Here is a 21,329-nt window from a genome sequence, read left to right on the forward strand (position 1 = left end):
GGGCCCAACGCGCGGGGCTCGCGGCGCTGACGCTGGCATCGGCCAGCACCCAGACCCGCCAATCCTGCACCGGCCCGCGCGTGATCGCCCCCGCCACGATGATGCCGCACTCATCCGACCCGGCATGGCCCGTCACCGGCGGATCGACCGCCACCACCACCCGGTCAAACTCGGGCAGGGTGTCGACGCGTGCCGCCTCCAGCACGGCAGGCGTCCAGAGCGCATCCTCGGCGTCGTCGATCAGGATCCCGTCCAGCTCCTGTCGCCCCAGCCGCGTTCCCGCATAGCGCGCCCGCACCTCATCGAGGAAACTCTCGGCCAGATAGGCGCGGTTGGCCTCGGTCGGCGCGCTGGTGACCACCGTCGAGGGCACCGCCACGATATCCTTCAAGACGCCCACATTCCGCGGTGTCGTGGTCACGCAGACACGCGGCGCCTCCCCCAAACGCAGGCCGAATTGCAGCATGTCCCAGGTTTCCCGCGCCCGCTTCCACTTGGCCAACTCATCCACCCAGGCGCCATCGAACTGCGGCCCGCGCAGCGCCTCGGGGTCATGCGCCGAATAGGCCTGCGCAACCGCGCCGTTTGGCCAAATCAGCCGCTTGCGCGTCGCCTGCCAATCCGGGCGGCGGTCGGGCGGCGAACAGGCCATGATGCCGCTCTCGCCAAACACCATCACCTCGCGCACCTGATCAATCGTCTCGCCCACCAGCGCGATCCGCTTGCACCGCCCCTCGTCCAACGGGCGCGATCCCTCGACCTGCGCGCGCACCCATTCGGCTCCAGCGCGGGTCTTGCCCGCGCCACGCCCACCCATGATCACCCAGGTGCGCCAGTCGCCCTCGGGGGGCAGTTGATGCTCCAATGCCCAGAATTCGAACAGATAGGGCAGGGCCATCCGCTCCCCGTCACTCAGCGCATCGAGGAAGTCGTCCCTCACAGCCAGCCCTCTTGAGGCGATCCAGTCGGCACCCGATCTGATGCCGGGCATCGTCGAAATCGAGCGCGTATCCGTGGACAATGCCACGGTCTTCTCGTCTGCGTTTTTCAAGTTGTGCCTCCGCTTCTATGGCGATCTTCAGCCATTGCCGGATCTCGGCAGTGGCCTTGGTCGCATTCTTCAACTCATCCAGGTCTCCGGCCCTGATCCGCAGATAGATATCTGCGAGGTCTTCGCGCATATCCGCCAATTGGCGCTCCAGCGCATCGATCGAGGTCGTCAGGCCCGTGGGCCCCACATCGGGGGTGATCAAAACCATGCGTGCTCTTGCCTCATGATTGGTGTGTTTCGGAAAACCCTCCATCCCGCCGACACGAAAAAACGGCCGCCGGGGTTTCCCCCGGGGCCGCTTGCCCAATTCGTCCAGCATGTCACAACCGATAGATGAAAGCGTGCGCCGAGTCAAGCACGCGCGCCTCGCGCTTGTCGGCTAAGCCTCCGGTATATTTACCTTTTCTTAACTATGTGCCACCACGCGGCCGGGTTTTTCTTGGTCCACATACTCCCGCCGGAGGCGCTCTTTGACCTCTGCGTTCAGGCGCGGTGTGCGCCCTCGGCCAGCCCCTGCACAAAGCTCAGAACATCCGCCACAGACCGCCCCTTGGCGATCTCGCCCACAATCGCCGAACCCACAACGCAGCCATCGGCGACGCTGGCAATCGTCTGCGCCGTCTCGGGCGTGCGGATGCCAAAGCCCACGATCACCGGCAGATCGGTCTGCGCCTTGATCCGTGCCACCTCGGGGGCCACATCCGCCGCCTCTGCCGCCGCAGCCCCGGTGATGCCGGTGATCGAGACGTAATAGACAAAGCCGGATGTGTTCTCCAAAACCTTGGGCAGTCGTTTGTCATCGGTGGTGGGGGTGGCGAGGCGGATAAAGTTCATGCCCGCCTTGCTCGCCGGAATGCACAACTCGTCATCCTCTTCGGGCGGCAGATCGACCACGATTAGCCCGTCAATCCCGGCGGCCTTGGCGTCGACCAGAAACTTCTCCACGCCGCGATTGTAGATCGGGTTGTAATAGCCCATCAGCACGATGGGCGTGGTGTCATCGCCCTTGCGAAACTCGGTCGCCATCGCCAGCGTTTTCTCCAGCGTCATGCCTGCCGCCAGCGCTCGCTGCCCCGCCAATTGGATTGTCGGCCCATCCGCCATCGGATCGGTAAAGGGCACGCCCAACTCGATCACATCGACGCCCGCCTCCGGCAAGCCCTTCATCACTTTGAGCGACTGATCGTAATCCGGATCGCCCGCCATGATGTAGGAAACAAACGCCTTCTTCCCGGCGGCTTTCAACTCTGCGAATTTGGCGTCGATGCGTGTCATGGGGGTCTGTCCTTCGAATGGGTCCGTGCGGGTTTGGCGCAAAGCGCGCGGGAAATCAATGCCCGGCTTGACCTTGGCCCGCGCAAACCCGTAGATGCGCGCAATTCACCGCATGGAGGGTCTGAGATGGGCTTTAAAATGGGAATCGTGGGCCTGCCCAATGTGGGCAAATCCACGCTCTTTAACGCGCTCACCCGCACCGCTGCCGCGCAGGCCGCGAATTTCCCCTTTTGCACCATCGAGCCGAATGTCGGCGAGGTAGCCGTGCCCGATGCGCGGCTGGACAAATTGGCCGAGATTGCCGGCTCAAAACAGATCATCCCAACCCGGATGACCTTTGTCGATATCGCAGGCCTTGTCAAAGGCGCGTCCAAGGGCGAGGGGTTGGGCAATCAGTTTCTCGCGAATATCCGCGAGACGGATGCCATCGCCCATGTGCTGCGCTGCTTCGAGGATGGCGACGTGACCCATGTCGAGGGCCGCGTCGATCCGGTGGCCGATGCCGATACGATTGAAACCGAACTGATGCTGGCCGATCTCGAGTCGGTCGAGAAACGTCGCGCCGGGCTGCAACGCAAGATCAAGGGCGGCGACAAGGACGCCGTTCAGGCCGAGCGCCTGCTCGCTCAGGCACAGGCTGCGCTGGAACAGGGCCGCCCCGCCCGTACCGTGCAGGTCGATGCCGAGGACACCAAAGCCTGGAAAATGTTGCAACTGCTGACCGCCAAGCCAATCCTCTACGTCTGCAATGTCGATGAGGCGAATGCCGCCACCGGTAACGCCCATTCCGACGCTGTGGCGAAAATGGCCGCCGAACAGGGCGCGGCCTCGGTCGTGATCTCCGCCCAGATCGAGGAGGAAATCTCCAAGCTGGAGCCGGAGGAAGCCGAAATGTTCCTCACTGAAATGGGGCTCGACGAGGCTGGCCTCGACCGTCTGATCCGCGCCGGTTATGAGCTTCTGCATCTGGAAACCTATTTCACCGTCGGCCCCAAAGAGGCCCGCGCCTGGACCATCCCCGCAGGCACGCCCGCCCCCAAGGCCGCAGGCGTGATCCACGGCGATTTTGAGCGCGGTTTTATCCGCGCCGAGACGATTGCCTATGACGATTTCGTGGGCTTGGGCGGCGAGCAAAAGGCCAAGGATGCGGGCAAAATGCGCTCTGAGGGCAAAAGCTACGTCGTCAAGGACGGCGACGTTCTACACTTCCTCTTCAACACCTGAGCGGGGCAGGGCGCGCCCTGCCTGCGGCTCATGCAGATGCGCCCCGCCAGATCCAGCCGCCGCCCAGCACGCGGCTGCCGTCCGTCTCATAGAACACGCAGGCCTGACCGGGCGACACACCTTCTTCGGGGGAGAGCAATTCGACCGTCGCCTCGGTCGCTGAAATGGGCCGCAACACAGCCTCGCGCGGCGGGCGGGTTGAGCGCACCTTGACCGAGACCTGCCATTCCGCCTGTGATGTCATCGGCACATCGCCCAGCCAGTTGATTTCGCGCAGCGGCACGGTGCGGGTCGACAGCATCTCTTTGGGCCCGACAATCACCCGGCGCGTGTCCACGTCAAGGCGCACGACATAGAGCGGCTCTTCCAGCCCGCCGATGCCCAAGCCCCGGCGCTGACCGATGGTGTAGTGAATGACCCCCTCATGCTGGCCCAAAACCCGGCCATCGGCATGCACGATCTCGCCCGGTTCCGCGGCACCGGGGCGCAGTTTTTCGATCACGCTGGCATAGTTGCCGTTGGGCACGAAACAGATGTCCTGACTGTCAGGCTTGTCCGCCACCTGAAGCCCGTATTGCGCGGCCAGTTCCCGCGTCGCCGCCTTGGACGGTAGATGCCCCAGCGGAAACCGCAGATAGTCAAGTTGCTCGGGCGTGGTCGAGAACAGAAAGTACGACTGATCGCGCGCCGAATCGCTTGCACAATGCAATTCCGGCCCCTGCGAGCCTAGTTTGCGCTGAATATAGTGCCCGGTTGCCATGCAATCGGCCTCCAGATCGCGGGCGGTTTCCAAGAGATCCTTGAACTTGACCCGCTCATTGCAGCGGATGCACGGCACGGGCGTCGCCCCCGCCAGATAGCTGTCGGCAAACTCGTCAATCACCGCATCACGAAAGATGTTCTCGTAATCCAGCACGTAATGCGGAAAACCCATCTCTTCGGCCACGCGGCGCGCGTCGTGAATATCCACCCCGGCACAGCAGGCGCCCTTCTTGGCCAGCGCCGCGCCATGGTCATAAAGTTGCAGCGTGACGCCCACAACGTCATAACCCTCAGAGGCCAGATGCGCGGCCACAACCGAGCTGTCGACGCCGCCTGACATCGCCACGACCACGCGGGTCTCGGCTGGGGACTTGGGAAATCCAAGCGAATTCAGTGGTTTGTTCGTATCCAGTGCCATAGTGGCCTCCGCTCGGGTCTTTCAGAATATAGGAAAATCCTAAACACTCTCAAGACCCGGTTTCACGCCCCGTTAAGCCTGAGATGGGCATTCTCACCCTATCAAGACAAAGGGTGAGCGTGATGTATCTCAAGAAAGTCGAAGGGCCAAGGGCCGTTAACCTGCCCGATGGCACCGTTCTCAGCCGGGCGGATTTGCCGCCCCCGGACACGCGGCGATGGGTCGCCTCGCGCAAGCTCGCGGTGGTGCGAGGGGTGGCCTACGGGCTGATCGCGCGGCACGACGCGCTCGAGACCTATGGGCTCAGTGACGAAGAGTTCGACAGCTGGATCGCCGCCGTCGTGCGGCACGGCGAGGGCGCGCTCAAAGTGACCTCGCTCAAGGTCTATCGGTAACCTTAAGTTGAGTTTGGCGGAGGCCATAACACTGGTAACGGGTAGTTAACCATTTTTGACCAGTGTGTCCGGTATCGAAGCAATTACCTGTGGAGTCCCCAATGCGCGTACTTTTGGTCGAGGACGATCCGACAACCTCTAGAAGCATCGAACTGATGCTGACCCATGCCAATCTCAATGTCTATACCACCGATCTGGGGGAAGAGGGCATCGACCTGGCCAAACTTTACGATTACGATCTGATCCTGCTGGATCTTGGTCTGCCGGATATGAACGGGCATGAGGTGCTGCGCCAACTGCGGCTGGCACGGGTTGCCACGCCCATCCTCATCCTCTCCGGGGCCGGTGACACCGACAGCAAGATCAGGGGGTTCGGCTTTGGTGCCGATGATTACCTGACCAAGCCGTTTCACCGCGACGAATTGGTGGCGCGCATCCATGCGATCATCCGCCGCTCCAAGGGTCATTCCCAATCGGTGATCCGCACCGGCATGGTCAATGTCAATCTCGACGCCAAGACGGTGGATGCGGGTGGCAAGGCGGTGCATCTGACCGGCAAGGAATACCAGATGCTCGAGCTTTTGTCGCTGCGCAAGGGCACGACGCTGACCAAGGAAATGTTCCTCAACCATCTCCATTGATGTGTAACATATTGATTTTATTCATGCGCAAGGGGGCCGTTTCAAAGACGTTTCAAAGTTCACGATCCGTTTTTGTTCCGTTCCGCCTGCGCTTTTTCCGCCCGTGCGCGCTGCGCGGCCTTGCCAGCATAGAGCCTGACCATGCCTGACGATGAGTGTCCGGTGATGCTCATGATGTGCTGATCATCCAGCCCGATGGCGGCCAGTTCTGATGCTGCCGTGTGGCGTAGGCTGTGAATATCCCAAGCCTGAGCGCCGATATTGTCGCGCGCCTCCTTGATCCACTTCCATGCCAATTTGTAACTTACCGGCCGCCCATCGCTCTGTGTGACCAGGTGCATGCCGCGCTTGGGCGTCGCGCGAAGAGCGGCGGAAAGGCGGGCGGTGAACGGTATCCACACCTCTGCCTTTGTCTTTCCCTGCCGCACTGCGATCCCGGCGCCATCAATGTGACCCCATTGCATTGCCAGAACGTCACTGATGCGCTGGCCCGTGCCAATCAGCAGCTCGAACAGCAAAAGAACCTGCCCATCTGTGGTGGCACGAAATGCCTCGACCATATCGGCTGGCCATGGGTGGCGGGTCTTGGTGGGGGCAAGGCTCTCAACGCCCTTTGCGGGGTTGCGCTCAAGCCAATCAATATCAATGCCGTGTTCCAAAAGGATCGACATTGCTCCTACGCGCCGGTTGGCCGTGGTTGGGGTGGCGGACAAGGCGTCCCGCATTTCTATGACGTGGCGGCGGCGGATGCTGGCGGGATCTACGAGCCCGATGCGATCCTCAAGATAGCGAAATGACTGCCGGTAGCTTTTTTGCGTGTTGGGGGCCAATCGCGCCCATTTGTGCGATTGCATATAATGGGCGATCAGCTTCTTTACTGTGCGCTGTGGCTCGCGGCTGATGTTGCCATTCAGCAGGCGGTTATACTCTGCCCAGAACGCGTTGCTACCGGGTTCGGATTGAATGCGCATGCAGACGTTGCCGCGAATGAAGTAGGGGTAGCGATTCCGGCCCTTGAGATAGACGTGCTTTGGCAGGTCGCGCTTTACCATTTCACCTCGTCAATCTTTTGCGGTTTGTTCATGTCGGCGAGTTCGATCTCGATTTTCCTGCCATCGACCACGATTCTCGTGATGATCTCACCAGCTTGGCGAAGCTGGCGGACCAATTCAAGAGCGCGCTGATCTGTGCTGGCGGCGGGCATGGGTCAGTCTCCGGGGGCGGTGGGCTCTTTCGGATACAAGCGGTTCAGCTCATCTCTTGCTTCGGGAAATTCCTGCTCAATCTGAAACGCTAAGTCAGCCACCCTAGACGCCTCATCTCGGTCCCCACTTCTGGCTGCATGAAGACATCGGTGGTTTAGCTCCATGATTACGTGCGATGCGTGATGTTCAAACATTGACCGCCTCCCCTGCATCCGCGAGGGAGCGCAGGTGGTGCTCTTCCCCCGTTCTGGTCCTGATCCAGCCTGACCCGTTGGGCATGCCGTCCCAATCGCAGACGGGCGACAGGAGGATCAGGCCATCGTTGCGCAGATCGCGCAGGATGGCTTTGGTCACGTCGAGGGGCAAGGCGAGGTCGCGGGCAATCGCGCGGCCAAAGCGCAATTCTTCGGCATGCAGCGCGGGCACCTCGGCCAGAACGGCCATGCGCAGGGCGGCGTAGTGGCTGGCGGCGGTCATCACACCATCCCCAACGCTTCTTTATACATCTCCAGCACCGCCTCTTCTTCGGCGATGTCATCCTTGTCGCGCTTACGCAGGGCGATCACCTTGCGGATGATCTTGGTGTCGTAGCCGCGCCCCTTGGCCTCGGCCATGACCTCCTTTTGCTGATCGGCGATGTCCTTCTTTTCGGCGTCAAGGCGTTCCCAACGCTCGATGAACTGGCGCAGCTCGTCAGCGGTGACGCGGTAGGCTTGATCCTTGGCGGCGGCGAATTCGGGGTCGTGTTTCATGCGTGGGCCTTTCGATAGGGAGTCTGCGGCGCGCTTGAGATCGTCGCCGGTGAAGGGTGGCGTGGTGACGGTGCTGCCATCCGCGCCGGTGTAGCTGAGCGTCATGCGGGTGGTGTCGCTCATCGGATCGTTCCTCTCTCAATCATGCGCAGGGCCGCGCGGGCGTCCTGCCGTTCGGTGGGGTCTGTGCCGCGCAGCAGGAGGGCAAGGCTTGCCACTCTGATCGTGCGGGCGTCGTGGTGGGTGATATCGGCCAGCACCGCTCTGGAATCCGTGAGTGATGGCGCGGTGCTGGCCCCGCCGTGGGGAGCGGCGGTGTGGGGGTGGTGGGTCATACGAGTATCTCCTGACCAAGAACGGCCATGGCGAGTCTCCTGATCCTGCTGTCATCCGCCTGCTTCGCATCAAAGCCCTGCATCGGATCGGTGATGCCCCGGCTTTGGTCTGCCTTGATGCCCAGCATATCCAAAATCACGGGGTCACTGCCGCCTGCGGTGTGCAGATAGTGCGCCGTGACCTGTCGGCTTTGGCCGGGGCGGCGAAGTCTCCCGATGACCTGTTTGTGAACCTGCGGTGACCAGTCCAGTTCTCCGAACACCACGTCGCTGCAATACTCTTGCAGCCCGTCAAGGCCCGCGCCTGACCGGAGCGAAATCATCATCACGCGGGAATCTCCCGTGGTGAACCGCGCGACGTTGCGGCGCTTTCCCGCGGAACTTTCGGTGCCCGTGTACATCACCGGATTGTGGTGCTGCAGGGCGCGGTTCCATATGTCATAGACATCCCGATGCCAGCCCGCCAAAAGCACTCGTGGACTATCGCGCAGCAGCAGGTCCACATAGGCGGCGACAGAATCGGCCTTGGCAACGCCGGTCAGTAATCGCATCTTCATGTCCAGTTCACGCGCTGCCTGACCGGCCTTGACAAAAGAGCCTTCCAGAACGGTCATTGCCAGCATCTTGAACAGGTCTTCGGCGTCCTGGGCGGCGCCCTCGTTCCAGCCCACCTCCCAATCGACGGTGTTGAGGGGCGGCATTTGCGCCGAAACCGTCGCATCGTGTTCTGTGCGGCGCAGGAAATAGCCCTTGTCGCGCAGGTATGTTCCAAGCGCGTCCGGCTGTTTGACCGTCTTTCCCCAGTCGCACCATTCGCGCATGAATTCATCCCAACTGCCCAAGAGGCCCGGCTCGATGAACTGCATGACGTTGAATATTTCGTCGCCGTAGTTGTAGATTGGCGTTGCGGTCAGGCCCATTGTGACATCAGCGCGCGATGACAAGTAGGCGGCGGCGTGCCCTTTTGCAGTGCCTCTGCCTGTGCGCAGTTCCTGAACCTCGTCATAGATCACGCTACGAAAGAGGCCGGTGTTGATGACATCTGTCCACCCGGCGATGTTCGAGTATTTGAAGATATAGGCATCGGCGACTGGCAGATCATAGGGCTGTGTGCCCTTTATTATGTGGGTGCGCAGGTGCGTGAATTCCTCAGCCCGGTCGCGCCATTGATCGGCAAGGTGGGGTTGCACCACGATGGCGGCGGGCAGGGGGGCACCGGTGGTTAGCGTGCAAAGCGCCGAGATCGTCTTGCCCAACCCCAGATCATCACCAAGCAACAGGTTCGGGTTCTGGATGGTCAGCGCGGCTGCTTGCCGCTGGTATCCGTAAGGCTCGCGCCCTTCGATAAACCCTGCGTTGATGGGCGGCGTCCAGTCAGGCATCAGGATGCGCTCACGCTCCGAGGCCTTTTCGCGGAGTCGATTCACGCCGGTGATTAGGTCGAATTCATGGGTGTGGCGCAGCGGATAGCGCTGCATGAACCAGTGCAGATCGGCGCGAGTTTCGTCGGTGTCACCCAGGGTGATCTCCTGCGCGGTCTTGGGAACCTTGGTAAAGAGGCGTTTGAAGGCAATGGCGACGTGCGGCTGCAAGTCGGTGATGCGCCATTGTCTCGGGTCCCCTTCAAGGGTGAGATTGCCATAGGTAATCGTCACAATGCGGACCTTCCGAGAGAGACAAGGAACACAGGCACGCCGTGGATTTCGGTAGGCAGCCCGAGATATGTGCCAGTGACCAAAATCAAGCCGCTCAACCGGTCGCCTTCGCAGTATCTTTCGAGCTGCCGGTAGATCTTTCGACGCGGGTAGCGCGTCTTGACCTCAATGCCGATTGTTTCGCTCACCATGAAGTCGATGCGATCTTTCGGACCCATGCGGACCTCGCGTTGAAAAGGCAGGCCAGAGTCGGTCAGCCATGTGTTCAGCGCATCTTGGAGCGCCAGTTCTGTGGTCACCGGCAAGCGAAGGCCGCGCAGTTGGCGGGTCAGGGTTTCGAGGGGGTCGCTCATGCTCTCGCCCTCTCTGTGGCTGCGGTTGTCCATTGGGTTGCGGCGGCGCGCATATCAGTCTCCAATCCTGCCCATCAGCACCAACGCGATGCAGGCGATGAGGGTGTAGGCCGTGGCGAAGAAAAGCGGGAGGCCTGTGAGGGGCTTGGGGCGGGTCATACCGGCACCTCGTTCCATTCCCGGCCATCGAGCAGGCGACCGGCGCGGGCTTTGCCAATGCGGCGGATGATCGCATCGCCTTCCCGAAGGTGTCCGTCTGGCTCTCGATCACGCTGAACAAACCGCACCTTATCCTTGCGCATGTCGCCACCGAGATCGCCGCCCGCCATAGGATTCTCGACGCCCCACTCCCCCCATTGCTTAAAGTGGAATGCCACGCCCGCCGCTTGGCACTGGTCGCGCAGGGATCGCGCCCAATCAGGGTGCATTGGTCGCGCCTTGGGACCGCTCTCGCCGCCAACGATGATCCAGTCGAGGCCGTCGAGGATTTGGCCGCCGATGTCCTGCCTCTCATAGCCATCCTGATCGACGTATGTGGATGCGCCCGGCAGGCATGGCGCGGTGCCAATCCATCGCGTCAAATCCACCAGCCCCAGCAACGGCTCCATGCTCAGGAATCGCACCGCTGCGGGTGTGGCCAGCAGCTTCGGAATGTCCCGGTCGGCCTCGGCTTGATTGACGATAGTCGCGCCGACCCAGACGTTCGACGGGATGCCCTCGGGGAACATCACCGCCAGAAAGCGTGCTGCGTTGCCAATGCGCTTGGTCAGCAGCATCCAGATAAGGTTGGGTGTCGCCCGGATCAGATCCCCGAGGCGTTCACGGACGCCCTCTGGCCAGTCATTGTCGAACACGTCGCACAAGCTGCCGCAGAACACGCGCTTTGGATTTCCCGGTGCTGACAGGTTGTTCCACTTGATCGGCTGACGCCAGTAGGCATCGCTGGTGACGCGCCGCGCCTCCTTCGGCCCCCACTTTACCAAGCCGCTGCGCTTGGCCCAGCCTTCGGCATAGCAGTTGTCGCAGCCCGGCCCGACCTTCTGACAGCCGGTCACGGGATTGAACGTGTGGTCAGCCCACTCGATCTTGGTCAGTTCAGCCATGTCAGTTGCCCCCTATGATCAGCACGGCAAGCATGGTTGCCGCAGTCGTGCCTAGCGCGGCGAAAAACAGGACCGGGATGCGGCGCAGGGGCTTGGGCTTGCGGGGCGGGTGTGCCCATGTGCTGTGGTGGTTCATGAGTCACCGCCCTTCACATAGGCGCGGCGACCAAGGCGGACTTGCAGGGCGCGGAAGCACTGCTCCTTGATATCGTCCGGGCCTTTGCGCATTTGCAGCGCCGCCCAATTCCTGACAATGTAGAAATCATCCACGATCAAGCGCAGATCCTCGTCGGTCAGGTCTTGGCCGCGCGGGATGGTTCCGCCGCTGATCACATCGGCTTGAATCTTGTTCATCTCAGCACCCTCCCCGGCACGCGGCTTCAAACCCCGGCCCCACGTAAGGCGCAGGCGTGGCGGGCAGGGTCATCACCCCGAGGATGATGGCCCCGATCACGATGGCGGCGAATACGATCACCCACGCGGTGAGGCCGGGGGATGGCGCGTCGTCGTGGCTGTAGTGTGCGCGGCTGTGCTTGCGGGCCATGCCGGAGAATTCGCGCACATCGTCGGCCTGTGCTGCGGCGACAATGCGGGGGTCTGGCGGTGAGGGGGTCATGCTGCATCGCCCCCATTGTCGTAGCCGTGCTGTGCGGCGCGGTCGTGGATGCGGCGCAGGCGGTCAGGCTCGGTGGTGCCGAGGCGGGCGGTCAGCGTCATGGCACAGCCGTTGAAGTGGCGCACCATGGGCAGGCGGGTGTAGTTGTAGCTCTGGCCCCGCGCCTGTTTCAGGGTGGCCCATGCAAGGCCGCGTGCGCCGGGGGCAGTGCCAAAGCGCGCCGGATCGGACAGGAGCGCTATCGCCTCGGCGACTTGGGTTTCAGTGGGTCGGGACATTGTGGGTCTCCTTTCCGGGGTTCAGCGAATATGGCTGGGGGTGTCGAGCGGTTCGCCCATGGCAATTTGCTCGGCCTCGGTGAGGCTGATGTCCTTGCCGTTGATGGCAAATTGGGTGGTGTAGAGCGGGACGCCATCGGCAGAGTCCGGCGCCCGCGTGGCGGTGCAGGTCAGGTTGCCGTGGTCGGTCATCTGGCCCAGCACGCCCCGATCATCACGATCTTCGCAGAGGCGGGCAATCGCGACACGGCGCATGGCCTGGATGAAGTTCTGCGCGGCTTGGTCTGTGGGGGTGTCGGTCACGGGATGCTCCATCGGTTGATGGGGCGAAGTTCGCAAAAAGCGAACCACATTGCAAGATATAAATTCGCAATAAGCGAACTATGGTTTTGTGTAATAATCGCTGATAGCCGAATCGCAGCGATTTTCGTTTGAGCATTACGGCCTTGCCGTTCGATTTTAATGCCAATACCGTGACGGGGTAATTTTGACTGAATGAGGTTTCATATGAAGAGACGAATGTTTTTATGCGGGCTTGCTGCCGTGGGCTTGACTGGATGCACTGAGCCTGTGACCCACGCAACCGCTAGCGGAAAACCGGAAGTTGTAGTGAGTGGCCGCAATTCCGGTTGGGTTAAAGGGAAACTGGTGAACAGCATGTTGAACCGGGGGTATTCGATCTCGAACGACACCGGCTATACAATTGCTTTTGATCGACCTGTTCAGAACGCATTTGCGGCGGCCCTTCTCGGGAGCAGTTACGATTCGTCGCCGAACACCCGCGTCACTTTCTCCACAGCCGAGGTTTCGGGAGGCACTCGTGTGGTTGCCGATCTGGCCGTGATTACCAATCCTGGTTCCGCTTTTGAGCGCAGAACTGCGTTTAATGGTCATGAAGACAGTGTCAAGATTCAGCAAATGTTGAACGATCTCGCAAAATCCTAAAAAAATGCCATTTTGCTCGCACTTAAGGTGCGGGCATTTCTTTGTTCACTACCGCTTGACGGTGTTCACCTGTGCGTCTTACCGTGAACGAACGCGGAACATTCTAGGTGGTTATTATGTCAGATGAAGAAACGGCAGAGCTCATTTCCGTGCTATTGCGACTAAGCGCGCAAGAGCGGAAATCCGTTTATGAGATGGCTAAGTCGCTTTCTCAAGCAAAGACGCCGCGTGACGAGAAACGGAGCGACGGTCTTCCTCGCTGAGTGACTGCATAATCTCGATGTGCATCAGTATTTCTTGGGAAATGTCATCGCTATCAATAATCTCAAAGAGTGATACGCCGAGTTCGTTGGCAATCTTGCTCATTAGTCGACCGCTCGGAAACTTCTTCCCTGTCTCAATCTCGGACATGTAGCTTTTGCTGCACCCGGCCTTAGCGGCTAGGGTTTCGGCGGTCATGCCTTGTTTTTTCCGGATTTCTTTTATGCGCAGCTTCATGTTCGCAAGTTGCCACGAATGCGCATCACTGGCTAATCGCATATAGCGAACTTTTTTGCTTGTGCTTTGGTTCGCTTTTTGCGAACTATTGGGCATGATGAACCTCGACACATATCTGAAATCGGTCAAATGCACTCAGAGGCAGTTTGCGGCGAAGCTGAACGTTTCCCCGTCCTACCTGAACGAGATTGTAAAAGGCACGAAGTCTCCGAGCCTCTCGCTTGCGATCAGGATTGAGAATGAGACTGGCGGCGAAGTCGCGGTTGCATCCCTTCTCTCCCAACAAGACCGAGGTGCCGCATGACCTATCTCTCATTTCTCGCCCTGTCCTTTGCCGGGGGTGCGTTGTCCGGGGCGCTGCTCGCGCTGATCGTCGCGCGGCGGGCCGCTGCGGGGATGATCCGGAAGTTTGAGGGCCAGATGACGCCCCGTGTCGAAGTGGTCGCGCGCGTCGAGAATGGCAGCATCGTGCAGGCCGTGCGTGAGGCCAGCGCCAATGACGCGGTGCGGGTGGTGCATATGGCTGGTTCGACCCATGGAGGGCGGCGCTGATGTCACCTGCATTCACAGTCGCGAACGTGCGCACCTCTGAGCCTGATGAGGGGCAGCGGCTATCTGAGGCGAACATCGCCGAACTGACGGCGGGGTCACCCCGTTCGATCAAGAGCATCCGCACCTCAGTTCCAGATTTTGCGACAGGCGGTCTCCTATCTATTGCAGGGCCTGATGGGTGCCCTCTATGCGGTCGGCGCAGTGCTGCAACTCGGCGGCGAGGCGGCGTGCTGTCTCGGCTGTCATGCGTAGTTGGTGGATGTTTTGGGGCGGCACTTCGGTTCCCGCTGGCGCTCCTTCGTCGCCTGATGAGCAGAGGCGCAGCAGGATGAGGTCGACTGCAGCGAAACTCACTTCGGCGGTGCGGAATGTGTGCACGAGGCTGCTGATCAGTGTGCCGTCGCGGCGATACAGCAGGCCGTCTTTTCCGACTATGGCGTCGGCTTTGGTTTCCATGGGTGGTGTCCTTTCCGATGTATGGCACCTGTGGTTGGGCATGTCGGGGTTGCAGCCCCGGCATGCCGCTGATCTTGTGTCGGATTTCGTGCACTGTCCAGATGTTGTGGTGATGCGGGAAGCGGGAGGTCTGGCATGACCCCCCGTCCCGTCCTTTCCCTTGCTGCTTCAAATCCTGTTCACGCTCCATGTGATCAGGATGCAGGAAAGGGCGTTGTGATGTCTTACGAAATGTTTTTCAGGCCGCAGCCGGTCGATCTGACGGGCTTTGCGCGGGCGTTCCCGGATCGGGCGCGAGCGTATTTTCGCGCAACTGGATTAAGCCCGGCACAGATCGCCGTGGCCTATGGCGTGACCGAGCGCACGGCCATGAACTGGCTGGAGGGTGTCACGCGCCCGACCGGCGACAAGGTGGCGGTGATTGCCGTGGTCGATCCGGAAGGGTTCGCGCGGCATCTGGCCCCGGATCTGCGGAGGGCGGCGTGATGGTATCCCCGACACTTGGACGCGAGGTGATGCGGCGGCGACGGTCGTGTGATGCGACGGATGCCTCGGACGTGCTGCGCCAGATCGGCGCCGGGCTGCGCGATGACGCGACCATGGCGCTCTGCTGTGGGGCGGGTGTTGTGCAGACGCGGTTCACTCTGACGGTCGCGGATGCGCGGGCCTTGGCGGATGAGATCGCGCGGTTGCAACGGTTGGATGCCCCGGCTGTCGTTGCGCCCGAGGATTTGAGCCATGTCGCGCCGCCCGAGTGGCCGTTTTACGCGCTGTTCGGGCTGATCGTTCTGGCGCTGCCGGTCACGCTTTGGGTGCTGCAATGAGTGCGCTCTTGGCCAAGGCACGGGCGGGGCAGGCGGTGACGCTGCTCGACAAGATCGCGGCTGAGACCTCGGTCGAGGAACTGGACGGCATGCGCGCGGCGCTGTCGGCGCGGGGGCAGGTGTTGTGCCCGGCTGAGACAGAGGCGTTCGCGCTGCGACGGGCTGAGTTGTTGAAGGGGGCGCGGTGATGCCAACGAAAAACTACAGCCGGTCAGAGGATATTGTGGCGCTGGAATTGCTCGATATGGCGGATCGTGAGGGCCTGCGGGGCGCTGAGTTGCGGCGGCGCATGTCTGCGATCACGCGGGACAGTTGGAGCAATGGGCGGGTGCAGGGGCTTTTGTGCCGGCTGCGTCTGGAGCCTGAGCCTTGCGCCTGCGTCCGCCCCGAGAACCGCGATGGTGGCATGCCTGCCCGGTGGTGGGTAGAGGCGGTGCGTTGATGGGCAAGCGCAGCGCCTTTGAGCGGATCGAGCGGGATTTCTACTGGACGCCAGAGGCGGCTGTGCTGCCGTTGCTGCCGCATTTGCCCTTTGGCACCATGTTTGTCGAGCCATGCGCCGGGGATGGCCGGTTGGTCAAACATCTGGAAAAGCACGGCATGTCCTGTCTTTTCGCCTCGGATATTGAGCCGCGCGCTGAGTTTGTGCGTCGGCGGGATGCCCTTGATCTGTGGTTTCGGGCCGAAGTTCCGTCTGCGGATATGTGCATCACCAATCCGCCTTGGGGCCGCAAGGTTCTGCACCCAATGATTGATGCGTTCCGCGTCCAGCTTCCGACATGGCTGCTGTTCGATGCGGACTGGGCGCACACCGTGCAGGCGGCGCGTTTCATGCCCTATTGCCGCAAGATCGTGAGCGTGGGCCGGGTCAAGTGGATCGAGGGATCGACCATGACCGGGAAGGACAATTGCGCGTGGTATCTCTTCACGGCTGAGGCGGGTGCTTGCGAGTTTCACGGGAAGGTGGGCGCATGAGCGATTTCATCGCGCGCATTCGGGAAATGGCCGATGAGGGCTATAGCCAAGCAGAAACGGCGCGAGCGCTGCGGGCGACCGCAGGGCGGGTCCAGTATTACGCCAAGGCCAATGGCATCGAGTTTGGCAACAAGCGCAGCATCATCGACCTCAACGAGCTGCGGGCGCTGGCGCGCAAGGGCCTCACGCGGCAACAGGCGGCAATCCTGATGGGGGTTGCCTATCGCTCGATGTGTGTGGCGTGGCGGCGGGCAGGGTGTGATGAGCTGATGCCCGAGCAACCTGCGCCCGCCGTTGCTGAGGCTGAGCGTCAAGACATGCGCCCGGATCAGGCGGCGCGGATATTGGAGGCGGTGGCGCATCCCAAATGGTCGCCTGCGCTCGATGCCGACATTCTGGCGCGTAAGGATCGGGGCCAGCATTTCACGCGGATCGGGGCCGAAATGCGCTTGCCCCGCGTGACGGTCGAGCAACGCTGGCACCGCCTGCGGATCGTGCCCCTGATGGTCGAGGCGCTGCGCGTCGCGGTGCGCGCTGATCTGAAATACGCGGCCCTCGATGAGGTGACGCTATGAGCTTCTCCGGCATATCCTCCTCCCTTGCCGGGGCAGAGCCGGGGCGCAGCGGTGAACCTGCGTCGTATACGTCCCTGTTGGACTACCCCTCGGCCTTCGGGTCGGGGGGGCTTTTCTGGCCGCTTTCTGGTGGTGTGTGGCCTGCGTTGCTGCGCAGCTTGGTAGGAACGGGAGCTCGACGCCCTAGTACGCCAGCCACACACCTCCCGAGCGCGGATCGCAGAGCAATGTCGGCAAATGGCCCGAGTGATCATAGGGCACTGCGGGCCTCCCTAGCACATACGATATGTGCGAGTCCGACAGGCCGCGCGCTCAATATCCCCCGTCCGCGCCGGGTATCGCGCGACTACTGTCCTCAGACTGGCCCCGGTCGCGTGCCTCCAGCCCGCGCCGGGGTGTCTTTTGGGCATGGGGGGTGAGGCGATGGTCATGTGGAGGTGTGCAGGTTGTGGATTGGAGTCGCCCGACAAGGTGCGCCGCTGCGATTGCGCCACGTCCGTGGTCATTCCTTCCGATCCGAAGAAGGCCGGCGTTGGGTCGGCCTGGAAAGAAGAGTCCCTGAGTGTTTGCCCAACATGCGGGCACCACATCGAGTCCAGATAGGAGTAATGATGATGGCAACGGTAAAGAACGGCGAGGCCGATGATCGGCTGAGGGCAGTCAGCCCCAAGGATTACGACCGGATGAGCATGGATCAACTGTTTGCGCCGATCTCGGCCGCGGTGATCCCGGCGAACAAGCTCTGGACCGGGGGAGGTCGCCATGTGACGCCGCAAAAGGCCGCGCATTCGGGGCGGCGCGCTGTGGTCAACACGCGCGGCAAGCCGAAGGGGGCCGGGCTGTGAGTGAGACATCGCGCCAAGTCGATCCCTTTGCGGGCGTATTCTCGGGCCACACGCTGCGCCCGGATCGCGAGCCTGATTTCAAGATCGGCCCGCCTGATGATCCCTACATGCTGCGGTGGTGGCTGATCCCGCGCAATGAGGCGTTCAACGTCTATTATCACCGCATCCTGCACGATGACGATGACCGGGCGCTGCATGATCATCCGTGGCCAAGTTTCTCAGTCATGATGACCGGCGCGATCCGCGAGATCACGCCCGAAGGGCCGCGCATCCTGCTCAAGGGCGATTGCGTCTATCGCGGGCCGGACATGGTGCATCGGCTGGAGTTGGTGCGCGGCGAGCCTGCTGAGACGCTGTTCATCACCGGGCCGCGCATCCGCGAGTGGGGATTTCACTGCCCCAAGGGCTGGGTGCATTGGCAAGAGTTTGTCGGCGAGAACATCGGCGAGGTTGGGCGCGGCTGTGGCGAGATGGCCTGAGCCGCACTGAGGTTAGAGCAACGCGCGCCAGACGCGGAATGGGGGCAGAGATGGCCGATGGGGCAATTACAATACGGGGCGTGACCTATGCCAGTGCTGCGGCTGCGGCACGGGCGTTTGGTGTCACGCGGGCTGCGGTCTATGCGGCGCGGGATTTGGGGCGGCTGGATGCGGTCGGCATCGGCAGCGGCAACGCCGGGGCGCGGTGTCGTCCTGTGGTGATCTGCGGGCTGTCCTTCCCCTCGATCACGGCGGCGGCGCAGGCCGTGGGCGCGGATAAGAAATACATCTCGCACCGGATTGCGACTGGCGCGGGCCTTGGAGCCGATCTGCGCACGCGGTTCGAGACGCTGCGGTGCGCGCGCCATGCCGCCGCCTTGGCGCGTGTGGTCGCCGCCGAGCGCGCAAGGCATGCGAGGGTCTGGAAATGAGCCACAAGGCCACGACTTGGCTGTCTGAGATACCTGCCGACCGTCTTGGCGCGTCCGAGTTCCGCGTGCTGTTTCACCTCTGTGATTGCCACAATCCATCGGCGGGCTGTTTCCCGACGCAGGCCTATCTGATCGAGCGTGCCGGGGTGTCAAATGGCACGCTGAACAACGCCCTCAAAGCCATGGAAGTGAAGGGCCTGATTAAGCGTCACCAGACCCGCAACGGCGTGACCAAGCGGCAGAATCCGACACGCTACATCTTGGGGTTTGAGACGGTTGATACACAAGAGCCGACTCCAAAATCTGGAGACGGAAAACGGGGAAAGCCGTCTCCAAAAACTGGAGACGGAGCCGACTCCAAAAAAAGGGGTGAGCCGTCTCCAATTTCAGGGGGGGGTCCGTCTCCAGCCCACTGGAGAGTAACCTGTAAAGAACCCGTAAATAACCGGGCGTGCGAACGCGAGGCGATGTTTTTCACCAGCGATGAGGTCGGTGAAGCACAGCAGATCGCACGGCACGTCAAGGCAGGTAAGCCGGTTCGGGCAGAGGGCATCGCAGAGCGGATCAAGACCTGTCTGGTCGCACACAAGCTGCTGACGGATCACGATCTGAAAACTTTGGGCATTTGCTGAGAAAGGGCCAGAGGCATGGACAGCACCGAACAGGCAAGCGGCGAAAAGCGGGTGAGGGAGGTTCTGGTTGAGCCTCTGCTCTGTCGGGGTCTGGCCAAGCCGTCGAGCCTGACCAAGGATCAGTTCGAGGCGATGATTGACGATCTCTGCAAGAGGTTGGCCTACATGACCGGCGAAAGCCTTGCGGCGCTCGAAGAGGTCGTGGCGTCCAATCCGGGCGGCAAGGACAAGGATCGCCTGCCGATTGCAAATGCCATTCTCGGATGGGCGGCGCAGATCCAGCCACCCGGCGATGATGCGAGTCCGCTGATCCGGGCCGTGTTCGCCAACGCGCTCGGGGCGGACGCCTTGGCAGGCGGATGGGCACCGGAGCTGCTGGCCGAACTGCGGCGCAACCGGCGCTGGCCCAACGCCTGGACCGTGACGCAGATCAAATCCGATGCCGAGCCGAACGCGCGCCAGTTGCGGACCATCGAGGGCAAGTTGGCGCGGGGTGAGGATCTCGGCCCGACCGAGGCGATGTGGCGGGATCGGCGCGTGGCGGCGCTGCGCAAGTGTCAGGAGATCGCGGGATTGGCAGAGCAGGAGAGCGGCAAATGAGGCACAACATGCAGGATTTCATCAAAGCGGGGCAGGTGGTCTATGTGGCTGCGGATGGGGTGGCGCACTGTGGCAAGGCCATAGCTGCGGCAGAACGGGCGCGGGTGGCCGATCTCTTGGCGCGGGCCACGCCGCCCGATGCCTGCGGGCCTGAGATGCCGGTTGCCCCCGCACGCGGGCCGATGCTCGCCTTCACGCCGCGCAAGGTGGTCCAGACCGAGGCGGGCAACTATCGCTCGGTCAGTGATGGCTATGTCGGGCGTCAGGCGGCGCGGGTGGCGGATGCGTTCGACAATATTACCCGCAAGGCATTCGAGGCGCATGAGAAGCTGGGTGGCGGCGATGCAGCGTTCGTGCCGCCGTTCTCGGTCGGGCAGGTCGAGATAGGCCGGGAATATGCTGCACTGGTCGAGCGGGTGGCCAGTTCTGGCCTTGGCTGTGTCTCGCTTGAGACATCGGGCGGTGGTGGTGGCAATGGTGGCGAGGGTGTGCAGGCTGCGGTGTTCCGCGACATCGAGCGGCTGCGGATGCTGCGGCGGCGGATGGATACGGGGCTTGCCCGCAAGGTGCGGCGCGAGCGGCCCAATGGTGACAAGCGCCGCTCGATCTTGGTGCGTGTGCTGGTCGATCAGGTCTGCGTCCACGGCATGAGCCTCGATGCAGTGTTGAGGGCGCATGGATGGGGTATCAACACCCGGTGTCGGGACGGCCTGCGCAGCGCTCTATGTGGGGCACTGGACCGCATGCGGGGGTTCGATCTGGTGCGACCCACAAAATAGGGTTTGACAGCTTAGGCTCGCTGACGGTAAAGAATCTATTATCATCACGAATTGCGCCCGGAGCGGAGACCCCGCCACCGGGCGTAGTCATGTCCGGGCTATGCCCATCGGTGCAAAGGGCAGAAGCGAGCAATGATCAAATCAAGATGGTATGTTGATACTTGGTCTGGCTGGGTCATTGTTGGTCGCCGTGTAGGGCTCAAGTTTGATATTGGACATTGGTTCATTGGTCTCAATGTATCCCGATATGAGATCATGCTCGGTCTTGGACCTCTTAGGATCGTTGTTCACTTGGACACTGTGTCCAAATGGGGCGGCTAAGGTCGCTCCAGCCACGCATCGGTGAGTTGTCATCGGGGCCGCGCAAGCTCGACATCAGCTTCGAGGATGCCCGCCGCTCGGTCGAGTGGCGCAAGTGGTATAACATCGCACGATGGAAGGCCCGACCCAACGGTGCACGGTGGCGCTGCCTCGTGCGTGATCTGTTCACCTGCCAGATGTGCGGTGTGATTGAGGCCGACAGTTCGATGTTGGTCGCGGATCACAGGACGCCACACCGAGGCGATCCCGATCTGTTCTGGGATGACGACAACCTGCAGTGCCTGTGCAAGGCCTGCCATGACACACACAAACAGCGCGCCGAGCAGGGGCAGAGGGGAGGGGGGGTCTAATCTC

37 protein-coding genes and 1 pseudogene are annotated in these 21,329 nt (G+C 61.8%); 19 read left to right on the forward strand and 19 right to left on the reverse strand.

Translation table 11 applies throughout. The annotated features are described in order from the left end of the window. The 3 genes from VR71_RS01950 to trpA all read right to left on the reverse strand — a co-directional run. Positions 1 to 898 (reverse strand): terminase family protein (locus tag VR71_RS01950; protein WP_045680722.1); only part of this gene is annotated, 898 nt, incomplete at its 3' end. 10 nt (positions 899 to 908) lie between these two features. Then, on the reverse strand, positions 909 to 1,259 hold the full coding sequence (locus VR71_RS01955) for a hypothetical protein (RefSeq protein ID WP_045681019.1): 351 nt from the start codon (positions 1,257 to 1,259) through the stop codon (positions 909 to 911). 275 nt (positions 1,260 to 1,534) lie between these two features. Continuing rightward, entirely contained in the window at positions 1,535 to 2,326 is a 792-nt protein-coding gene (trpA, locus tag VR71_RS01960; protein ID WP_045680724.1) for a tryptophan synthase subunit alpha, read from the reverse strand. A gap of 126 nt (positions 2,327 to 2,452) precedes the next feature. Between trpA and ychF the strand changes: the two genes are divergently transcribed. Then, entirely contained in the window at positions 2,453 to 3,550 is a 1,098-nt protein-coding gene (gene ychF, locus VR71_RS01965) for a redox-regulated ATPase YchF (RefSeq protein ID WP_045681020.1), read from the forward strand. A 28-nt stretch (positions 3,551 to 3,578) separates the two neighbouring features. Here ychF and mnmA read toward each other — a convergent pair whose 3' ends face one another. Continuing rightward, positions 3,579 to 4,730 carry a tRNA 2-thiouridine(34) synthase MnmA gene (gene mnmA, locus VR71_RS01970; RefSeq protein WP_045680726.1) on the reverse strand — a complete coding sequence of 384 codons (1,152 nt, stop codon included), beginning with the start codon at positions 4,728 to 4,730 and terminating at the stop codon, positions 3,579 to 3,581. Between the two features lie 122 nt (positions 4,731 to 4,852). Here mnmA and VR71_RS01975 point away from each other — a divergent pair, with 122 nt between their 5' ends. Continuing rightward, on the forward strand, positions 4,853 to 5,125 hold the full coding sequence (locus tag VR71_RS01975; protein ID WP_045680728.1) for a DUF1153 domain-containing protein: 273 nt from the start codon (positions 4,853 to 4,855) through the stop codon (positions 5,123 to 5,125). Positions 5,126 to 5,226: 101 nt separating this feature from the next. Continuing rightward, positions 5,227 to 5,763: pseudogene (locus tag VR71_RS01980) on the forward strand (response regulator transcription factor); the annotation flags it as partial. A gap of 62 nt (positions 5,764 to 5,825) precedes the next feature. Here VR71_RS01980 and VR71_RS01985 read toward each other — a convergent pair. The 13 genes from VR71_RS01985 to VR71_RS02035 all read right to left on the reverse strand — a co-directional run bounded on the left by VR71_RS01985 (position 5,826) and on the right by VR71_RS02035 (position 12,366). Continuing rightward, complete coding sequence (locus VR71_RS01985) at positions 5,826 to 6,818, reverse strand: tyrosine-type recombinase/integrase (protein ID WP_045680729.1); 993 nt, start codon at positions 6,816 to 6,818, stop codon at positions 5,826 to 5,828. Further along, positions 6,812 to 6,970 carry a hypothetical protein gene (locus tag VR71_RS24495; protein WP_296429690.1) on the reverse strand — a complete coding sequence of 53 codons (159 nt, stop codon included), beginning with the start codon at positions 6,968 to 6,970 and terminating at the stop codon, positions 6,812 to 6,814. Before VR71_RS24495 ends, VR71_RS01985 begins: the two co-directional genes overlap by 7 nt. Before the next feature lie 187 nt (positions 6,971 to 7,157). Then, the gene (locus VR71_RS01990; protein ID WP_045680731.1) at positions 7,158 to 7,448 is read right to left on the reverse strand and encodes a hypothetical protein; all 291 of its coding nucleotides are present in this window, start codon (positions 7,446 to 7,448) and stop codon (positions 7,158 to 7,160) included. Continuing rightward, positions 7,448 to 7,723 (reverse strand): DUF2312 domain-containing protein, encoded by a 276-nt coding sequence (locus VR71_RS01995; protein WP_045681024.1) that lies wholly within the window; start codon positions 7,721 to 7,723, stop codon positions 7,448 to 7,450. The genes VR71_RS01990 and VR71_RS01995 overlap by 1 nt, the downstream gene beginning before the upstream one ends. Positions 7,724 to 7,842: 119 nt before the next feature. Beyond that, a complete protein-coding gene (locus VR71_RS02000; protein WP_045680733.1) occupies positions 7,843 to 8,058 on the reverse strand; it encodes a hypothetical protein in 216 nt (71 codons plus the stop codon). Then, positions 8,055 to 9,713: a DEAD/DEAH box helicase gene (locus VR71_RS02005; protein WP_045680735.1), complete on the reverse strand. Its 1,659-nt coding sequence runs from the start codon at positions 9,711 to 9,713 to the stop codon at positions 8,055 to 8,057. The genes VR71_RS02000 and VR71_RS02005 overlap by 4 nt, the downstream gene beginning before the upstream one ends. After that, the gene (locus VR71_RS02010) at positions 9,710 to 10,066 is read right to left on the reverse strand and encodes a hypothetical protein (RefSeq protein ID WP_296429692.1); all 357 of its coding nucleotides are present in this window, start codon (positions 10,064 to 10,066) and stop codon (positions 9,710 to 9,712) included. Before VR71_RS02010 ends, VR71_RS02005 begins: the two co-directional genes overlap by 4 nt. 155 nt (positions 10,067 to 10,221) lie before the next feature. After that, positions 10,222 to 11,169 (reverse strand): phage Gp37/Gp68 family protein, encoded by a 948-nt coding sequence (locus VR71_RS02015; protein WP_045680739.1) that lies wholly within the window; start codon positions 11,167 to 11,169, stop codon positions 10,222 to 10,224. Position 11,170: 1 nt separating this feature from the next. Next, positions 11,171 to 11,305: a hypothetical protein gene (locus VR71_RS24500; protein ID WP_296429693.1), complete on the reverse strand. Its 135-nt coding sequence runs from the start codon at positions 11,303 to 11,305 to the stop codon at positions 11,171 to 11,173. Then, positions 11,302 to 11,523, reverse strand: a complete 222-nt coding sequence (locus tag VR71_RS02020; RefSeq protein WP_045680741.1) for a hypothetical protein — start codon at positions 11,521 to 11,523, stop codon at positions 11,302 to 11,304. Before VR71_RS02020 ends, VR71_RS24500 begins: the two co-directional genes overlap by 4 nt. 1 nt (position 11,524) lies before the next feature. Then, complete coding sequence (locus tag VR71_RS02025; protein ID WP_045680743.1) at positions 11,525 to 11,785, reverse strand: hypothetical protein; 261 nt, start codon at positions 11,783 to 11,785, stop codon at positions 11,525 to 11,527. Next, positions 11,782 to 12,063, reverse strand: a complete 282-nt coding sequence (locus VR71_RS02030; RefSeq protein WP_045680745.1) for a hypothetical protein — start codon at positions 12,061 to 12,063, stop codon at positions 11,782 to 11,784. Before VR71_RS02030 ends, VR71_RS02025 begins: the two co-directional genes overlap by 4 nt. Before the next feature lie 21 nt (positions 12,064 to 12,084). Then, a complete protein-coding gene (locus VR71_RS02035; protein ID WP_296429696.1) occupies positions 12,085 to 12,366 on the reverse strand; it encodes a hypothetical protein in 282 nt (93 codons plus the stop codon). Between the two features lie 204 nt (positions 12,367 to 12,570). On the opposite strand from VR71_RS02035, the gene VR71_RS02040 reads away from it, so the two are divergent. Then, positions 12,571 to 13,008: a hypothetical protein gene (locus tag VR71_RS02040; RefSeq protein WP_296429697.1), complete on the forward strand. Its 438-nt coding sequence runs from the start codon at positions 12,571 to 12,573 to the stop codon at positions 13,006 to 13,008. Positions 13,009 to 13,206: 198 nt separating this feature from the next. On the opposite strand, the gene VR71_RS02045 is transcribed toward VR71_RS02040, so the two are convergent. After that, on the reverse strand, positions 13,207 to 13,602 hold the full coding sequence (locus tag VR71_RS02045) for a helix-turn-helix transcriptional regulator (RefSeq protein WP_296429699.1): 396 nt from the start codon (positions 13,600 to 13,602) through the stop codon (positions 13,207 to 13,209). A 1-nt stretch (position 13,603) separates the two neighbouring features. Here VR71_RS02045 and VR71_RS25515 point away from each other — a divergent pair, with 1 nt between their 5' ends. After that, entirely contained in the window at positions 13,604 to 13,810 is a 207-nt protein-coding gene (locus tag VR71_RS25515; RefSeq protein ID WP_367118640.1) for a transcriptional regulator, read from the forward strand. Next, on the forward strand, positions 13,807 to 14,058 hold the full coding sequence (locus VR71_RS02055; RefSeq protein WP_045680753.1) for a hypothetical protein: 252 nt from the start codon (positions 13,807 to 13,809) through the stop codon (positions 14,056 to 14,058). The genes VR71_RS25515 and VR71_RS02055 overlap by 4 nt, the downstream gene beginning before the upstream one ends. Before the next feature lie 159 nt (positions 14,059 to 14,217). On the opposite strand, the gene VR71_RS02060 is transcribed toward VR71_RS02055, so the two are convergent. Beyond that, complete coding sequence (locus VR71_RS02060; protein WP_045680756.1) at positions 14,218 to 14,514, reverse strand: hypothetical protein; 297 nt, start codon at positions 14,512 to 14,514, stop codon at positions 14,218 to 14,220. A 219-nt stretch (positions 14,515 to 14,733) separates the two neighbouring features. Between VR71_RS02060 and VR71_RS02065 the strand changes: the two genes are divergently transcribed. From VR71_RS02065 to VR71_RS02120, 13 genes are all read left to right on the forward strand, one after another. After that, entirely contained in the window at positions 14,734 to 15,000 is a 267-nt protein-coding gene (locus tag VR71_RS02065) for a helix-turn-helix domain-containing protein (RefSeq protein WP_045680757.1), read from the forward strand. Beyond that, positions 15,000 to 15,338 (forward strand): hypothetical protein, encoded by a 339-nt coding sequence (locus tag VR71_RS02070; RefSeq protein WP_045680759.1) that lies wholly within the window; start codon positions 15,000 to 15,002, stop codon positions 15,336 to 15,338. Before VR71_RS02065 ends, VR71_RS02070 begins: the two co-directional genes overlap by 1 nt. Continuing rightward, the gene (locus VR71_RS02075) at positions 15,335 to 15,526 is read left to right on the forward strand and encodes a hypothetical protein (RefSeq protein ID WP_045680761.1); all 192 of its coding nucleotides are present in this window, start codon (positions 15,335 to 15,337) and stop codon (positions 15,524 to 15,526) included. Before VR71_RS02070 ends, VR71_RS02075 begins: the two co-directional genes overlap by 4 nt. Then, entirely contained in the window at positions 15,526 to 15,780 is a 255-nt protein-coding gene (locus VR71_RS02080; protein ID WP_045680763.1) for a hypothetical protein, read from the forward strand. Before VR71_RS02075 ends, VR71_RS02080 begins: the two co-directional genes overlap by 1 nt. Beyond that, the gene (locus VR71_RS02085; RefSeq protein ID WP_045680764.1) at positions 15,780 to 16,313 is read left to right on the forward strand and encodes a hypothetical protein; all 534 of its coding nucleotides are present in this window, start codon (positions 15,780 to 15,782) and stop codon (positions 16,311 to 16,313) included. Before VR71_RS02080 ends, VR71_RS02085 begins: the two co-directional genes overlap by 1 nt. Next, positions 16,310 to 16,888 (forward strand): hypothetical protein, encoded by a 579-nt coding sequence (locus VR71_RS02090; RefSeq protein ID WP_045680767.1) that lies wholly within the window; start codon positions 16,310 to 16,312, stop codon positions 16,886 to 16,888. Before VR71_RS02085 ends, VR71_RS02090 begins: the two co-directional genes overlap by 4 nt. 614 nt (positions 16,889 to 17,502) lie before the next feature. Next, the gene (locus tag VR71_RS02095) at positions 17,503 to 17,733 is read left to right on the forward strand and encodes a hypothetical protein (protein ID WP_296429701.1); all 231 of its coding nucleotides are present in this window, start codon (positions 17,503 to 17,505) and stop codon (positions 17,731 to 17,733) included. Then, positions 17,730 to 18,212 (forward strand): hypothetical protein, encoded by a 483-nt coding sequence (locus VR71_RS02100; protein ID WP_296429702.1) that lies wholly within the window; start codon positions 17,730 to 17,732, stop codon positions 18,210 to 18,212. The genes VR71_RS02095 and VR71_RS02100 overlap by 4 nt, the downstream gene beginning before the upstream one ends. A 50-nt stretch (positions 18,213 to 18,262) precedes the next feature. Then, on the forward strand, positions 18,263 to 18,643 hold the full coding sequence (locus VR71_RS02105) for a hypothetical protein (RefSeq protein ID WP_296429704.1): 381 nt from the start codon (positions 18,263 to 18,265) through the stop codon (positions 18,641 to 18,643). Continuing rightward, positions 18,640 to 19,275 (forward strand): helix-turn-helix domain-containing protein, encoded by a 636-nt coding sequence (locus tag VR71_RS24505; RefSeq protein WP_296429706.1) that lies wholly within the window; start codon positions 18,640 to 18,642, stop codon positions 19,273 to 19,275. Before VR71_RS02105 ends, VR71_RS24505 begins: the two co-directional genes overlap by 4 nt. 15 nt (positions 19,276 to 19,290) lie before the next feature. Further along, positions 19,291 to 19,875, forward strand: a complete 585-nt coding sequence (locus tag VR71_RS02110) for a hypothetical protein (RefSeq protein WP_045680776.1) — start codon at positions 19,291 to 19,293, stop codon at positions 19,873 to 19,875. After that, positions 19,872 to 20,654 (forward strand): hypothetical protein, encoded by a 783-nt coding sequence (locus VR71_RS02115; protein WP_296429708.1) that lies wholly within the window; start codon positions 19,872 to 19,874, stop codon positions 20,652 to 20,654. Before VR71_RS02110 ends, VR71_RS02115 begins: the two co-directional genes overlap by 4 nt. 308 nt (positions 20,655 to 20,962) lie before the next feature. Next, on the forward strand, positions 20,963 to 21,325 hold the full coding sequence (locus tag VR71_RS02120) for an HNH endonuclease (RefSeq protein WP_045680778.1): 363 nt from the start codon (positions 20,963 to 20,965) through the stop codon (positions 21,323 to 21,325). The last annotated feature ends 4 nt before the right edge of the window (positions 21,326 to 21,329 follow it).

Origin of the sequence: Roseovarius sp. BRH_c41 (assembly GCF_000961715.1) — a bacterium.
Classification (GTDB): domain Bacteria; phylum Pseudomonadota; class Alphaproteobacteria; order Rhodobacterales; family Rhodobacteraceae; genus Roseovarius.

Bases quoted from the DNA above. Each gene is read 5' to 3' on its own strand.
- VR71_RS01975 (WP_045680728.1), top strand. From the start codon at position 4,853: ATGTATCTCAAGAAAGTCGAAGGGCCAAGGGCCGTTAACCTGCCCGAT.
- VR71_RS02080 (WP_045680763.1), top strand. From the start codon at position 15,526: ATGCCAACGAAAAACTACAGCCGGTCAGAGGATATTGTGGCGCTGGAA.
- VR71_RS24500 (WP_296429693.1), bottom strand. From the start codon at position 11,305: ATGAACCACCACAGCACATGGGCACACCCGCCCCGCAAGCCCAAGCCC.
- VR71_RS02090 (WP_045680767.1), top strand. From the start codon at position 16,310: ATGAGCGATTTCATCGCGCGCATTCGGGAAATGGCCGATGAGGGCTAT.
- VR71_RS02015 (WP_045680739.1), bottom strand. From the start codon at position 11,169: ATGGCTGAACTGACCAAGATCGAGTGGGCTGACCACACGTTCAATCCC.
- VR71_RS24495 (WP_296429690.1), bottom strand. From the start codon at position 6,970: ATGCCCGCCGCCAGCACAGATCAGCGCGCTCTTGAATTGGTCCGCCAG.
- VR71_RS01995 (WP_045681024.1), bottom strand. From the start codon at position 7,723: ATGAAACACGACCCCGAATTCGCCGCCGCCAAGGATCAAGCCTACCGC.
- VR71_RS02020 (WP_045680741.1), bottom strand. From the start codon at position 11,523: ATGAACAAGATTCAAGCCGATGTGATCAGCGGCGGAACCATCCCGCGC.
- VR71_RS02120 (WP_045680778.1), top strand. From the start codon at position 20,963: ATGGGGCGGCTAAGGTCGCTCCAGCCACGCATCGGTGAGTTGTCATCG.
- VR71_RS02115 (WP_296429708.1), top strand. From the start codon at position 19,872: ATGAGGCACAACATGCAGGATTTCATCAAAGCGGGGCAGGTGGTCTAT.
- ychF (WP_045681020.1), top strand. From the start codon at position 2,453: ATGGGCTTTAAAATGGGAATCGTGGGCCTGCCCAATGTGGGCAAATCC.
- VR71_RS02065 (WP_045680757.1), top strand. From the start codon at position 14,734: ATGTCTTACGAAATGTTTTTCAGGCCGCAGCCGGTCGATCTGACGGGC.
- VR71_RS01955 (WP_045681019.1), bottom strand. From the start codon at position 1,259: ATGGTTTTGATCACCCCCGATGTGGGGCCCACGGGCCTGACGACCTCG.
- VR71_RS02075 (WP_045680761.1), top strand. From the start codon at position 15,335: ATGAGTGCGCTCTTGGCCAAGGCACGGGCGGGGCAGGCGGTGACGCTG.
- VR71_RS24505 (WP_296429706.1), top strand. From the start codon at position 18,640: ATGAGCCACAAGGCCACGACTTGGCTGTCTGAGATACCTGCCGACCGT.
- VR71_RS02105 (WP_296429704.1), top strand. From the start codon at position 18,263: ATGGCCGATGGGGCAATTACAATACGGGGCGTGACCTATGCCAGTGCT.
- VR71_RS01985 (WP_045680729.1), bottom strand. From the start codon at position 6,818: ATGGTAAAGCGCGACCTGCCAAAGCACGTCTATCTCAAGGGCCGGAAT.
- VR71_RS02070 (WP_045680759.1), top strand. From the start codon at position 15,000: ATGGTATCCCCGACACTTGGACGCGAGGTGATGCGGCGGCGACGGTCG.
- VR71_RS02010 (WP_296429692.1), bottom strand. From the start codon at position 10,066: ATGAGCGACCCCCTCGAAACCCTGACCCGCCAACTGCGCGGCCTTCGC.
- VR71_RS02085 (WP_045680764.1), top strand. From the start codon at position 15,780: ATGGGCAAGCGCAGCGCCTTTGAGCGGATCGAGCGGGATTTCTACTGG.
- VR71_RS25515 (WP_367118640.1), top strand. From the start codon at position 13,604: ATGAACCTCGACACATATCTGAAATCGGTCAAATGCACTCAGAGGCAG.
- VR71_RS02025 (WP_045680743.1), bottom strand. From the start codon at position 11,785: ATGACCCCCTCACCGCCAGACCCCCGCATTGTCGCCGCAGCACAGGCC.
- VR71_RS02040 (WP_296429697.1), top strand. From the start codon at position 12,571: ATGAAGAGACGAATGTTTTTATGCGGGCTTGCTGCCGTGGGCTTGACT.
- trpA (WP_045680724.1), bottom strand. From the start codon at position 2,326: ATGACACGCATCGACGCCAAATTCGCAGAGTTGAAAGCCGCCGGGAAG.
- VR71_RS02030 (WP_045680745.1), bottom strand. From the start codon at position 12,063: ATGTCCCGACCCACTGAAACCCAAGTCGCCGAGGCGATAGCGCTCCTG.
- VR71_RS02055 (WP_045680753.1), top strand. From the start codon at position 13,807: ATGACCTATCTCTCATTTCTCGCCCTGTCCTTTGCCGGGGGTGCGTTG.
- VR71_RS02000 (WP_045680733.1), bottom strand. From the start codon at position 8,058: ATGACCCACCACCCCCACACCGCCGCTCCCCACGGCGGGGCCAGCACC.
- VR71_RS02045 (WP_296429699.1), bottom strand. From the start codon at position 13,602: ATGCCCAATAGTTCGCAAAAAGCGAACCAAAGCACAAGCAAAAAAGTT.
- VR71_RS02060 (WP_045680756.1), bottom strand. From the start codon at position 14,514: ATGGAAACCAAAGCCGACGCCATAGTCGGAAAAGACGGCCTGCTGTAT.
- VR71_RS01990 (WP_045680731.1), bottom strand. From the start codon at position 7,448: ATGACCGCCGCCAGCCACTACGCCGCCCTGCGCATGGCCGTTCTGGCC.
- mnmA (WP_045680726.1), bottom strand. From the start codon at position 4,730: ATGGCACTGGATACGAACAAACCACTGAATTCGCTTGGATTTCCCAAG.
- VR71_RS02110 (WP_045680776.1), top strand. From the start codon at position 19,291: ATGGACAGCACCGAACAGGCAAGCGGCGAAAAGCGGGTGAGGGAGGTT.
- VR71_RS02095 (WP_296429701.1), top strand. From the start codon at position 17,503: ATGGCAACGGTAAAGAACGGCGAGGCCGATGATCGGCTGAGGGCAGTC.